Source organism: Arthrobacter sp. PvP103, from assembly GCF_017833075.1.
Classification (GTDB): domain Bacteria; phylum Actinomycetota; class Actinomycetes; order Actinomycetales; family Micrococcaceae; genus Arthrobacter.
In genome coordinates this window covers 4,039,424-4,051,978 of the sequence record NZ_JAFIBQ010000001.1, presented here as the reverse complement: position 1 = coordinate 4,051,978, position 12,555 = coordinate 4,039,424, and the positions used below count along the sequence as shown (strand labels likewise).

Genomic DNA, 12,555 nt, shown 5'->3' with positions numbered 1-12,555 from the left:
TTCATATTCTTGGAAATTGCTTCTTATAAAAGATGCTCGCGTCCACTATGTAGTTCTCAAACAACAACCCCGTACCACACACCCCACACACACAAACATGCATGATCGGTGCAGCCAGGAAACCAGAAACAAACAAACCCACACCACAACCGCATCCCCCGCAAAGGAAACCCGGCCACGCCATGGCCCTGTTGCCTCAGGACCCAACAGTGTGCCAAACACTAAACCGGAACCCCTCCCCCCGAACCCTTCCAGGACACCCTCCACACGTGAAGAACATCCGTACTAAGTCAGGAAAAAGAACCACCGGCCGCTATTTGCTGATATTCCACCCGTGAGCACCCGCCGCAGAACTTACGTCTGCGCAACGGGCGTACTCCTGACAACACCACCACACAGGCATCACGCCCGGCAGGGTTGTTGTAGGTGCTCCTTAGAAAGGAGGTGATCCAGCCGCACCTTCCGGTACGGCTACCTTGTTACGACTTAGTCCCAATCGCCAGTCCCACCTTCGACAGCTCCCTCCCACAAGGGGTTAGGCCACCGGCTTCGGGTGTTACCAACTTTCGTGACTTGACGGGCGGTGTGTACAAGGCCCGGGAACGTATTCACCGCAGCGTTGCTGATCTGCGATTACTAGCGACTCCGACTTCATGGGGTCGAGTTGCAGACCCCAATCCGAACTGAGACCGGCTTTTTGGGATTAGCTCCACCTCACAGTATCGCAACCCTTTGTACCGGCCATTGTAGCATGCGTGAAGCCCAAGACATAAGGGGCATGATGATTTGACGTCGTCCCCACCTTCCTCCGAGTTGACCCCGGCAGTCTCCCATGAGTCCCCGCCATTACGCGCTGGCAACATGGAACGAGGGTTGCGCTCGTTGCGGGACTTAACCCAACATCTCACGACACGAGCTGACGACAACCATGCACCACCTGTGAACCGGCCCCAAAGGGGAAGGACTGTTTCCAGCCCGGTCCGGCCCATGTCAAGCCTTGGTAAGGTTCTTCGCGTTGCATCGAATTAATCCGCATGCTCCGCCGCTTGTGCGGGCCCCCGTCAATTCCTTTGAGTTTTAGCCTTGCGGCCGTACTCCCCAGGCGGGGCACTTAATGCGTTAGCTACGGCGCGGAAAACGTGGAATGTCCCCCACACCTAGTGCCCAACGTTTACGGCATGGACTACCAGGGTATCTAATCCTGTTCGCTCCCCATGCTTTCGCTCCTCAGCGTCAGTTAATGCCCAGAGACCTGCCTTCGCCATCGGTGTTCCTCCTGATATCTGCGCATTTCACCGCTACACCAGGAATTCCAGTCTCCCCTACATCACTCTAGTCTGCCCGTACCCACCGCAGATCCGGAGTTGAGCCCCGGACTTTCACGGCAGACGCGACAAACCGCCTACGAGCTCTTTACGCCCAATAATTCCGGATAACGCTTGCGCCCTACGTATTACCGCGGCTGCTGGCACGTAGTTAGCCGGCGCTTCTTCTGCAGGTACCGTCACTTTCGCTTCTTCCCTACTGAAAGAGGTTTACAACCCGAAGGCCGTCATCCCTCACGCGGCGTCGCTGCATCAGGCTTTCGCCCATTGTGCAATATTCCCCACTGCTGCCTCCCGTAGGAGTCTGGGCCGTGTCTCAGTCCCAGTGTGGCCGGTCACCCTCTCAGGCCGGCTACCCGTCGTCGCCTTGGTGAGCCATTACCTCACCAACAAGCTGATAGGCCGCGAGTCCATCCAAAACCACAAAAAGCTTTCCACCCCCCACCATGCGATGAGGAGTCATATCCGGTATTAGACCCAGTTTCCCAGGCTTATCCCAGAGTTAAGGGCAGGTTACTCACGTGTTACTCACCCGTTCGCCACTAATCCCCCAGCAAGCTGGGATCATCGTTCGACTTGCATGTGTTAAGCACGCCGCCAGCGTTCATCCTGAGCCAGGATCAAACTCTCCGTTGAAGTAAAACAAAAACAGACACAACCACCACCCCCGGGAAAACGGAAGAAAGCGGCTGCACAAAATTTGAAACCAGCTGTAAAAACCAGACCACACCACGGGGTGGCGGATCCAGTCAATTCAACCAATCCATAAAATAAATTGGTATCAACAAACTTGGCACACTATTGAGTTCTCAAACAACAGACACATTCGACTACTTTTCAAACAATTATTTGAATTCCAGTGAATTCTTTGTTATCATTTCTTCGCTGCGATGTTTCTAGCTTATTTCATTCATTTCCACTTTGCAAATCCGGTTATTCTCCCGGAATTCACTTGGTGGATCGAATCCGCCCAGCAAAATGCGAAGCAATTTTTCATATCTGCGCCTTGCGCATGAAGAATTGCTTCTCATTTGTAGGGGGTTTGTCACCACTCAGCGGCGGCGACTCAGAAAACATTACACGCTCCTCCCCGGCCGCGCAAATCAGCCGGAAAGGAGTGTGTAAATGACTTCTTGGGTGCGCCCGTTCCTAGGAAGCTGCCACTTCCACGGTTGCCAAGTTTTTCTTCCCGCGGCGCAGGAGCAGGTAACGCCCGTGCAGGAGTTCGCTGCCCGGAATGACTGCATCCGGATCGGTGACCTTGGTGTTGTTGACGTAGGCGCCGCCTTCGCCGACCGTCCGGCGGGCGGCCGACTTGCTGTCCGCAAGCCCCGAGGCCACGAGCAGATCCACAATGCCCGTCCCGTCCGGGTCAACGCGCACCGAGGGGAGTTCGGCGGTCGCGGCCGAGAGGGTTTGCTCGTCCAGCGCCGCGAGATCGCCTCCGCCGAAAAGTGCCGCCGAGGCGGCGATGACCTTCTCCGTAGCCTCCACGCCGTGGACCAGCGAGGTCACTTCGAACGCCAGCCGGCGCTGGCCTTCGCGGGCGAAGGGGCGCTCGGCGATGGAAACCTCCAGGGCTTCTATCTCTGCCCGGGTCAGGAAGGTGAACACCTTCAGCCGCGCGGCAACGTCGGCATCAGCGGTGTTGAGCCAGAACTGGTAGAAGGCGTAGGGGCTGCACATCTCCGGATCAAGCCAGATGGCGTTGCCCTCGCTCTTTCCGAACTTAGTGCCGTCCGAGTTGGTGATGAGCGGCGTACCAAGCGCATGCACGTGCTTGCCCTCCACCTTGCGGATAAGTTCGGTACCGCTGGTGAGGTTGCCCCACTGGTCCGAGCCACCGGTCTCCAGGACACAGCCGTAGTCACGGAAGAGCTGGAGGTAGTCCATGCCCTGCAGGATCTGGTAGCTGAACTCGGTGTAACTGATGCCCTCATCCGAACTGAGACGGGAGGCAACGGCATCCTTGCGGAGCATGGTGCCGACCCGGAAGTGCTTGCCGATTTCGCGAAGGAAATCAATGGCGCTAAGCGGGGCAGTCCAGTCGAGGTTATTGACCATCCTGGCGGCGTTGTCGCCGTCAAAGCTCAGGAAGCGGCGCACTTGGGCCTGAAGGTAACCGACCCATTCAGAAACGGTGTCCTTGGTGTTCAAGGTGCGCTCCGCCGTCGGCCTCGGATCACCGATCAGGCCGGTGGATCCGCCAACCAGGCCCAGCGGCTTGTGGCCGGCGAGCTGAAGGCGGCGCATCAGGAGCAATTGCACGAGGTTGCCCAGGTGCAGGCTGGGTGCGGTTGGATCGAACCCGCAGTAATAGGTGATCGGGTCCCCGGCGAGCAGCTTTTCCAGTTCCACTTCATCAGTGGATACGTGGACCAGGCCGCGCCAGTTGAGCTCTTGCCAGATGTTGGCAAAGGTCGGATCGTTCTGCTGGGACTCGAGATCATTTAGTTGGGACACGTGATCTAAGTTAGCAGGATTGCCCGGGCCACAGCGCTGCGTGACAGCGCCTCCGGGGTGGCGGGAGTCCGGGACAATCCGGTCCTCCCGCCCCCGGGGTTCAGCGTTCGATGCCTGCCGGCACCGGGGCGGCAGCGATCAGCCGCAGCCGCTGGGTTGGCCGGGTCATGGCCACGTAGAGGTCGCCGACGCGTCCGTGTTCATGGTTGAGCATCATGGACGGCTCCAGCACCACCACGCCATCGAATTCCAGGCCCTTGGCTTCCCGCGGGCTGATAACCACAATGTCCTGCTCGTAACTGCCGGCCCCGGTACCGACGCGGCGGCCGTAGGCAGCGCGCAGGGCCGAAGTGGCCTGCGGCAGCAGTTCGCCGTCGGCAATCACCGCAAGCAGGCCGCCGTCGAGCGCGTCCAGCTCATCCGGAAGGACCTCAACGAGCCTGCTGACGATAGCCCCGTCCTCCACCCGGTCAATGATCGGCGACCAGCGGCCCTCGCGGACGGCCTTGGGAGCAGAGATCACCAGACCGGCGGCGGTGGCCATCCGTGCCGCCGCCTCCGCGATCTGGGATGGCGTGCGGTAGTTGACGGTGAGCTCCTCGAGCTGCCAGCGGTCGCCGAACATCGGCTCCAGCGCGCTCTGCCAGGACTTGGCCCCCGCAACGGAACTCGTCTGGGCGATGTCGCCCACGATCGTGAACGACTTCAGCGGGCAACGCCGCACCAGGAGCCGCCACTGCATGGGCGACAGCTCCTGCGCCTCATCGACGACGATGTGCCCGAAGGCCCACGTGCGGTCGCTGGTGGCCCGCTCCGCCGCGGTGAGCCGCGCTTCCCGCTCCTGGTTCTGGTCGACGAGTTCCTCGGCCGTCATCAGCACGTCCACCCCGGCCGTTTCCATGTTTACCAGGGTCTGCTTGGCGTTGGCGATATCCCGGGCACGGTCGTGCTCCTGCTGTGCCAGTCCGCGGCCGGCGGCGGGATCAAGCTCACCCAGCAATTCGGCCGCTTCATCCAGCAACGGCACGTCGGCTTCGGTCCAGGGGCTGTCGGCCGGGCGGCTGAGGAGAGCGCGTTCAGCATCTGTCAGGTGGGGCGTGCAGGCCTCCAGGATGGCCGGCTTGCTGAACAGCTCGGAGATGAGCTTCTCCGGGGTCATCGGCATCCAGCACAGATTGAGTGCAATCCGGACATCGCGTGCAGTGCGGACGTCCTCGGCGAGGTACGAACGGTCGGCATTGTTGCCGATGCTGCCGGCCTCGACGAGCTCGGTCATCTGCTCGGTGAGCTCACGGAGCAGGATCTTCACGAACGTCAGGCGCGCCTCGTTGTGCGGCTTGTGGGTGGCACGGGCTTTTTCCCGGGCCCGCCGCACCTGCCGGGGAGTCAGGACCAGCTTGCGGCCGTCAACTTCAAGGATCCGGTTCTCAGCCGGAATGCGCTGCCGGTTGGAAACGGCGTTGGCAACCACCTCGGCCATATCCAGCCTGCCCTTGACAGCAGCGACGTCCGCTTCCTGTTCGGGCACAGCGTTGATGCCGGGCATCAGCCGGCCGACACTTGCCATGACCACGCCTGTCTCGCCGAGTGACGGCAGGACGCGCTCAATGTATTTCATGAACGACGACGACGGACCCACCAGGAGCACACCGGCGGTCTTCAGCCGGTCACGGTGGGTGTAGAGGAGGTACGCTGCGCGGTGCAGCGCAACCGCCGTCTTGCCTGTACCGGGGCCGCCCTGGACGACCACGGCGCCGGAGATGGACGAGCGGATGATCCGGTCCTGCTCCGACTGGATGGTGCCCACGATGTCCGACATGCGTCCGGTCCGCTTGGAGTTCAGGGCGGCCAGCAGCGCGCCCTCCCCCTGCAGGGACTCGTTGTCGGCCAGCATGTCGGCGTCGAGGACGTCGTCTTCTATGGCCTTTACCTCGCGGCCCTGCAGAATCAGGTGGCGCCGGCGGCGCACGCCCTGGCGGTCGAAGGCAGTGGCCTGGTAGAAGTGCCCGGCCTCGGGCGCGCGCCAGTCGACCATGAGCCGCTGGAGGTCATCAGTCGTCAGACCGATACGGCCGATGTACTGTGCCTCCCCCGAGTCCAGGTCCAGGCGGCCGAAAACAAGCCGGTCGTCCACAGCATCCAGCTGTGCCAGGCGGTCCTCATAGAGCGCCGCAAAGGCATCCCGTTCGGAAACATTTTGCATGGTTCCCACGGCACCGGCACGGCGGACCTGGGCAAGTTGAGTGCGCTTTTCCTCGCGCAGCTCATCAAGGCGGGCATACAGTCCGGCAACATAGTCCCGTTCATGGGCCAAATCAGCGTCGAGCATCGAGACTTTCCCCTATCGCAAAAGACAGACCGTCCATTCTACAACCATTTTGATGAACGCGTCTGAAACATTTCAGTGAGCCCTAGAGCCGGAGGAGTGAGCGGACCCGGTGGCCGGTGAGTGCCGAGCGTCCGCGCAGTTCACCAAGTTCCATAACCACGCCCACACCGGCCACATGGACGCCGCAGCGTTCAAACAGCCGGGCGGCGGCGCCGAGCGTACCGCCCGTGGCCAGGACGTCGTCGAGAATCAGCACACGGCTCCCGGCTGGCAGATCCGCGGTGTGCAATTCCAGCGTTGCCGTCCCGTATTCCAGCGCATAGTCTTCCGAGATCACCTTGCGTGGGAGTTTTCCGGCTTTTCGCACCGTGATCACCCCAGTGTCGGTGGCATAGGCAGCAGCGGCTGCCAGCAGGAAGCCTCGGGCTTCCACCCCGGCCACGGCGTCGAATTGTCCTTTGAACGGCTCGACCAGTGCGTCCACCACCGCACGGAGGGCGGCACCGTTGGCGAAGACCGGCGTCAGGTCCTTGAAGATGATTCCGGGCTTGGGATAGTCCGGCACCGTGGCGCACAGGCTGTTGATCAGCTGGTCCACGGGAACGCTTCTTCTGGTTTGGCCCGGCTCGCTTTGATTCACGCATCCACCCTATGCCGGTGGCGGCCATTCTTCACGATCCGGGCGCCGAAGCCTGGCCCGGGCGGCCACGCCTGGGCCGCAGCGGCGGCGCCTAAGCCGGACGGGCCTTCGCGGCCTTGTAGCGGGAGACCGTGGGATCGCCGGTCAGCCAGTACCGCCACGGATAGGCGTGGCTACCGCCGGCGCCCGAAACCCCCACCCGCGGCCCGGTGCTGATGTCGCGTGCCCGCGCCACCGGCAACTCCAGCCTGAACGGCTCACCGAGCGCGTCCCGCCCGCTGTCCGCCGTCGTCAGTCCCAGTGCAGTGGCCAGCCTGGCGGGCCCGCTGGCCAGGTCTTTGGAGGATTTCGACGTCGGGCGCCGGGTACGTGCCACGTCTTCGCCGGCCACGATTTCCCCGCCCCGCAGCAGCAGGGCCGACGCCGTTCCGGGTGGTCCGCACACGATGTTGGCGCAATAATGCATGCCATAGGTGAAGTAGACGTACAGGTGCCCGGCGGGCCCGAACATGGGCTTGTTGCGGCCGGTCTGTCCGCGAAAGGTGTGGGAACCGGGGTCCGGGTGCGGGGAGTCGTGCGGGCCAAGATAGGCCTCCACCTCGGTGATCCGTACGGAAACCGCCCCCTCGGGACTGTTATGGGTGAGTACGGCGCCAAGGACCAGGGGCGCCACGTGCCGGGCGTCCCCGGAAAGTAACTCCCGCACGGCATGTTCGTGGCCAGGTCGCGGCGGACTGCTGCTCATGCATCGACTTTAACAAAGAGCGGCCTTACCGCCCCACGGCCGTGTCCGATTTCCGCTAGCACCCGGTTCCCCGAGCTGACAGGATGGAGCCATGGACTTCTGGCAGCGGTACCGGGCAATCGATGCCCGCGACCCCCGTTTCGACGGGCAGTTCTACACAGCCGTCCGGACCACAGGCATCTATTGCCGACCCTCGTGCCCGGCCCGGACCCCCAAGGCGGAGAACGTCACGTTCTACGAAACCTCCGCTGCGGCCCACGACGCGGGGTACCGGGCCTGCAAGCGCTGCCTTCCCGAAGCCGTGCCCGGAACGCCGGCGTGGAACATCCGCTCAGACATCGCGGGGCGGGCCATGCGGCTCATCAACGACGGCGTCATCAACCGCGACGGCGTAGAAGGGCTCGCGTCGCGGCTCGGCTACTCTTCGCGGCAGCTCAACCGGATCCTCACCCACGAACTCGGCGCCGGTCCGCTGTCGCTGGCACGGGCAGGCAGGGCCCAGACGGCCCGGACGCTCCTGGTGTCCACGCAGATGAAGCTCGCCGACGTGGCGTTCGCGGCCGGGTTCAGCAGCGTCCGCCAGTTCAACGAAACAATCGGCGAGGTCTTCGACATGACGCCGACGGCCCTCCGGGGCACCGCGCGCCACCACCGGACGCCTACTGCGACGACGGCTCTGACGCTGAACCTGCCCTACCGTGAACCGTTCGATCCGGGCATCTTCCAATTCCTCGCCGTGCGCTCCATTCCCGGGATCGAGACCGGCACCGGCACCTCCTACGCGCGGACCTTGCGGCTGCCGCACGCTGATGCCCGCTTCAGCGTTGAGTACGACGCCGACGCCCCGGGGCGGCCGCTGGTTCTCACCATCGGGGCCGTGGACCTAAGGGACCTGCCGTCGCTGCTGAGCCGTGTCCGGCGGCTCCTGGACCTCGACGCAGACCCCGTGGCCATCGACAACGCGCTGGAAGCCGATCCTCGGCTGGCACCGGCGGTCAAAGCCTTTCCGGGCATGCGGATGCCCGGGGCCGTGGATCCGCAGGAATTGCTGATCAGGGCGATGATCGGCCAGCAGATCACGGTCGCGGCCGCCCGGACCGCCCTCACCCAGCTCTCCGCCTGCGGAAGCGAGAGCCTGGTGCCGGCGGACGGCCTGCACCGTCTCTTCCCCACTGCGGCCCAGATCGCCGACCCGGGATTCGGCCTGCTGCGCGGTCCGCAGCGGCGGATCGACTCGGTAAGGGCCGCTGCCGGCGCCATGGCCGCCGGAAACCTCGACTTCGGTTACGGAGACGACCTGGCGGGCCTGCAGTCCAAGCTCCTGCCGCTGCCCGGGGTGGGACCCTGGACGGTGGGGTACGTTGCCATGCGCGTGATCGGTGCACCGGACGTGTTCCTGGCCAATGACGCCGCCGTGCGCAACGGCATCCTCGCCCTCGACACCGGCCCGCAGTCGGGTGAACGGCCGCCCGGCGTGCAGCCCGCGGACTTCACGGACGTGAGCCCCTGGCGTTCCTACGCCACCATGCACCTCTGGCGTGCTGCCGCCATGCGCCCTCAAGCCAGGCCGAGGCGGCAGGCTGAGTCTGCCGCCTCGATGAGTTAACCCTGAAGAGTTAATCCCGGAGATTTAACCCAAGAAAGCGAAGAAATGAAAGCCCAATTGCTGACCATGTCCACCCCGGACGGACCGTTCACCATCATTGCCCGCGACGGCGCCGTCCTGGCGTCCGGCTGGACCGCGGAGGCTGCGGAGCTGACCGGGCAGATCCATCCCGAACTGATGCCGGATGAATTAGTCCCGGTCCTGGAACTTGGCGATATCTCGGACGCCGTGGTTGCCTTCTATGCCGGCGACCCGGAGCCTGCCATGCGTGTGCGGGTCCTGCAGAAATCGGGGCCGTTCCGCAGCCACGCCTGGGATGTCCTCCGGACGGTGAGCCCGGGACGCCCGGTGACCTACACGGAATACGCGGAGCTCTCCGGGAACCCGAGGGCCGTGCGGGCCGCGGCGAGTGCCTGCGCCCTCAATGCGGCGGCCCTTTTCGTACCGTGCCACCGCGTGGTGCGGACAGACGGCACCCTGGGCGGATTCCGGTGGGGGCTCGCCGTCAAGGAAAGTCTGCTGGGACGCGAGAAAGGCTGACGGAGCCGGCAACGCTACTTGCTGGCCGGAACGCCCGCGGGCCACGGCAGGAGTTCCGGAAGATCCACATCGTCGGCAGCAGCAGACGCGCGCAGGCTGCCCAGCGAGGGCTCGCGCCCCGCCAGCCAGGCCGCGATGTCCGTCAGCATTCCGCTAATGACGGTGGACCGGTTGCCGGCGCCGATGGTCACCGGCGGAAGGCCGAGTGCCTGCAAAACGAACCGCTGCCCGTCAGGCACACGTGCTGACAGGAAATCGAACAAGTGCTCGCAGAAGGGCCGGCTCCAGGATTCCGGGCCACGTCCGGTATTCAGGTCCGAGGCATGGATCACGAGCTCCCGCCATAGGGCCATGCCGCCGTCCAGCGCCACTCCCCCGCGGTAGGAGATCGGCGCCTGCCAGCCGCCGGCATCCAATGAATCGAAGGCCCGAAGGGCGCGCTCCAGCGCAGAATCCACATCCGCCCGGTGTTGCTCCAGGGTGTGCCCGGCGGACATTTCGATGGCTTTGGTGCGGCCTTCAAAGCCGCCGTCATAAAGTTCAACTGTCTCGCCGCGGCCGGCGAACTCAAGTTGCCGGGCCATGGCATTCGAAATGCCGGCCAGGTGCGCAAGCACGTGGCCCCGGGTCCATCCCGGCAGTAAGGAAGGGGCCGTCACGTCTTCTTCGGTGAGTTTGCCGGCCTGGGAGGCAACGACGTCGGCAGCTTTGTGGAGTTCGGCGAGCAGCGCGTCCGGTGTGATTGCGGTCATACCCGCCATCGTAGCGGACAGTTAATCGCCCTTAACGCAGGTCCCTGCCGGAATCGCGACCGTCAGTGCCGGCACCGTAGCGATGGCGCACGTGGCGCCGGTCGTGCCGGGCCTGCCAGAACTCGATCTCGTGCGGCCGGACGGCGTAGAGCTGCCAGTCTGGATTGCCGCTGCCATCCGCCGCCGGCCTGGCGGCCCAGTCCGCTGCCGAGGCCTCTGCGGACAGCTCCACGACGCCGCCTGCCACGCGGACCTGCCGGCCCTGCAGCGGCCAGTAGAAATTCAGGGCCGCCTTTGGGGTCGCCGCGAGTTCCTTGCCCTTGCGCGAGGTGCGGGACGTCGCGATGCGCCAGCCGTCGTCGTCGATGTCCTTAAGGATCAACATCCGCGACGAGGGCTGGGCGCCGGCCCCGACCGTAGCCAGGCTGCACGCATGCGGCTGGGGTTCTCCGGCGGCCAGCGCCTCTGCCAGCCATTGCCGGAACAGCTGGGCCGGGTCAGCCGGCGCATCCGCCGGATCAAAATCCGGAAGGTCGTCGGGAAAGTCCGGCAGGGCACGAAGGTACTGGCGGAAGGATTCGCTCATGCACCCACCATAAACGCAGAACGCTCTCTCAGTTATTGCGGGACCATCGGCAACGCTCTCTCACTTTCTTGAGGAAAGTGAGAGAGCGTCGGCCAAATAGTTGCAACAAGTGAGAGAGCGTGCGGCTGTTAGCCTGCGTACTCCCGCACGCCGGCCAGCTCGGCTTCCAGCGCGATGAGCTGGCGCTCGACGGCGGCAGGTGCCGTCCCGCCCTGGGAGTTGCGGCTGTTGAGCGAACCTTCAGTGGACAGGACCGTGCGGACCTCCGGCGTCAGGTGCTCCGAGATGGCGGCGTATTCCTCGTCCGTCAGGTCCCAGAGTTCCACGCCGCGGCTTTCCGCCTGCTTCACGGCCGCGCCGGAGAGTTCGTGCGCCTCGCGGAACGGAACCCCTTGGCGGACCAGCCATTCGGCGATGTCCGTGGCCAGCGCGAAGCCCTGGGGTGCCAGCGACTCCATCCGTTCGGTGTTGAACTTCAGCGTGGCGATCATGCCGGAGACGGCCGGAAGCAGGACCTCCAGCGTGTCGGCGGCGTCGAAGACCGGCTCCTTATCCTCCTGCAGGTCGCGGTTGTACGCGAGCGGCAGGCCCTTGAGCGTGGCCAGCAGCCCGGTCAGGTTGCCGATCAGGCGTCCCGCTTTGCCGCGGGCCAGTTCGGCAACGTCCGGGTTCTTCTTCTGCGGCATGATCGAGGAACCGGTGGAGTACGAATCGTGCAGGGTGACAAAGGAGAATTCCTTGGTGGCCCACAGGATGACCTCCTCCGACACGCGCGAAAGGTCCACACCGATCATGGCCGTGACCCACGCGAACTCGGCGAAGACGTCGCGCGAGGCGGTGCCGTCGATCGAGTTGTGGGTCGCGGAGAAGAAGCCCAGCTCCGCGGCCACGGCTTCCGGGTCCAGGCCCAGGGAAGAGCCCGCAAGGGCGCCGGAGCCGTAGGGCGAGACGCCCGCACGCTTGTCCCAGTCCGCCAGCCGCTGCACGTCGCGCAGCAGCGCCCAGGCATGGGCCAGCAGGTGGTGGCTGAGCAGGACGGGCTGCGCGTGCTGAAGGTGCGTGCGTCCGGGCATAGCCACGCCCTGGTGTGCCCTGGCCTGGTCCACAAGGGCATCGATCGTGGCGAGCACGCCGCGGGCGATGATCCGGGCATGGTCACGCAGGAACATCCGTCCCAGCGTGGCCACCTGGTCGTTGCGGGACCGGCCCGCGCGCAGCTTGCCGCCGAGCTGGGTGCCCGCCCGCTCGATCAGTCCGCGTTCCAGCGAACCGTGGACGTCCTCATCGGACTCCGCGGGCAGATAGGCGCCGGAGGCAACGTCTGCATCCAGCCGGTCCAGGGCGTCCAGCATGCCCTCCAGCTCGGCGTCGTTCAGCAGGCCGGCCTTGTGCAGCACGCGGGCGTGCGCCTTGGACCCGGCAATGTCGTAACGGGCCAGCCGCCAGTCAAAGTGCGTGGACTTGCTCAGCGCCGCAAGGGCGTCGGCTGGGCCGCCGGCGAACCGGCCGCCCCACAGAGCGCCCGTGTTGGTCGCTTCAGACTTCGGGGTTTCGACGGACTCAGCCACA

At 64.5% G+C, this 12,555-nt stretch carries 9 protein-coding genes and 1 rRNA gene; 2 read left to right on the top strand and 8 right to left on the bottom strand.

Features of this window, described 5'->3' with window-relative positions; genetic code table 11:
• Positions 1-437 precede the first annotated feature (437 nt).
• The 5 genes from JOE41_RS18515 to JOE41_RS18495 all read right to left on the bottom strand — a co-directional run bounded on the left by JOE41_RS18515 (position 438) and on the right by JOE41_RS18495 (position 7,502).
• Positions 438-1,961, bottom strand: a 16S ribosomal RNA gene (locus JOE41_RS18515).
• A 513-nt stretch (positions 1,962-2,474) separates the two neighbouring features.
• Positions 2,475-3,788, bottom strand: coding sequence for a tyrosine--tRNA ligase (gene tyrS, locus JOE41_RS18510; protein WP_011691372.1), 1,314 nt, complete (start codon positions 3,786-3,788; stop codon positions 2,475-2,477).
• A gap of 100 nt (positions 3,789-3,888) precedes the next feature.
• On the bottom strand, positions 3,889-6,117 hold the full coding sequence (locus tag JOE41_RS18505) for an AAA family ATPase (RefSeq protein ID WP_011691371.1): 2,229 nt from the start codon (positions 6,115-6,117) through the stop codon (positions 3,889-3,891).
• A gap of 82 nt (positions 6,118-6,199) precedes the next feature.
• The gene (locus JOE41_RS18500) at positions 6,200-6,757 is read right to left on the bottom strand and encodes an adenine phosphoribosyltransferase (RefSeq protein WP_011691369.1); all 558 of its coding nucleotides are present in this window, start codon (positions 6,755-6,757) and stop codon (positions 6,200-6,202) included.
• A gap of 91 nt (positions 6,758-6,848) precedes the next feature.
• A complete protein-coding gene (locus tag JOE41_RS18495) occupies positions 6,849-7,502 on the bottom strand; it encodes a DNA-3-methyladenine glycosylase (RefSeq protein WP_209753188.1) in 654 nt (217 codons plus the stop codon).
• A 91-nt stretch (positions 7,503-7,593) separates the two neighbouring features.
• Here JOE41_RS18495 and JOE41_RS18490 point away from each other — a divergent pair, with 91 nt between their 5' ends.
• Positions 7,594-9,108 carry a DNA-3-methyladenine glycosylase 2 family protein gene (locus JOE41_RS18490; protein WP_209753187.1) on the top strand — a complete coding sequence of 505 codons (1,515 nt, stop codon included), beginning with the start codon at positions 7,594-7,596 and terminating at the stop codon, positions 9,106-9,108.
• A gap of 45 nt (positions 9,109-9,153) precedes the next feature.
• Positions 9,154-9,648: a methylated-DNA--[protein]-cysteine S-methyltransferase gene (locus JOE41_RS18485; protein ID WP_209753186.1), complete on the top strand. Its 495-nt coding sequence runs from the start codon at positions 9,154-9,156 to the stop codon at positions 9,646-9,648.
• A gap of 14 nt (positions 9,649-9,662) precedes the next feature.
• Here the strand turns inward: JOE41_RS18485 and JOE41_RS18480 are convergent, their stop codons facing one another.
• The 3 genes from JOE41_RS18480 to argH form a co-directional block, all read right to left on the bottom strand.
• Positions 9,663-10,400, bottom strand: coding sequence for a maleylpyruvate isomerase family mycothiol-dependent enzyme (locus JOE41_RS18480; protein WP_209753185.1), 738 nt, complete (start codon positions 10,398-10,400; stop codon positions 9,663-9,665).
• A gap of 31 nt (positions 10,401-10,431) precedes the next feature.
• A complete protein-coding gene (locus JOE41_RS18475) occupies positions 10,432-10,986 on the bottom strand; it encodes a pyridoxamine 5'-phosphate oxidase family protein (protein ID WP_209753184.1) in 555 nt (184 codons plus the stop codon).
• 128 nt (positions 10,987-11,114) lie between these two features.
• On the bottom strand, positions 11,115-12,554 hold the full coding sequence (gene argH / locus JOE41_RS18470) for an argininosuccinate lyase (protein ID WP_209753183.1): 1,440 nt from the start codon (positions 12,552-12,554) through the stop codon (positions 11,115-11,117).
• Position 12,555: the final 1 nt, after the last annotated feature.

What these genes read in the sequence shown, in the direction of transcription:
- JOE41_RS18480 (WP_209753185.1), bottom strand. Translation starts at nt 10,400, where the DNA reads ATGACCGCAATCACACCGGACGCGCTGCTCGCCGAACTCCACAAAGCT.
- JOE41_RS18495 (WP_209753188.1), bottom strand. Translation starts at nt 7,502, where the DNA reads ATGAGCAGCAGTCCGCCGCGACCTGGCCACGAACATGCCGTGCGGGAG.
- JOE41_RS18490 (WP_209753187.1), top strand. Translation starts at nt 7,594, where the DNA reads ATGGACTTCTGGCAGCGGTACCGGGCAATCGATGCCCGCGACCCCCGT.
- JOE41_RS18505 (WP_011691371.1), bottom strand. Translation starts at nt 6,117, where the DNA reads ATGCTCGACGCTGATTTGGCCCATGAACGGGACTATGTTGCCGGACTG.
- JOE41_RS18475 (WP_209753184.1), bottom strand. Translation starts at nt 10,986, where the DNA reads ATGAGCGAATCCTTCCGCCAGTACCTTCGTGCCCTGCCGGACTTTCCC.
- JOE41_RS18485 (WP_209753186.1), top strand. Translation starts at nt 9,154, where the DNA reads ATGAAAGCCCAATTGCTGACCATGTCCACCCCGGACGGACCGTTCACC.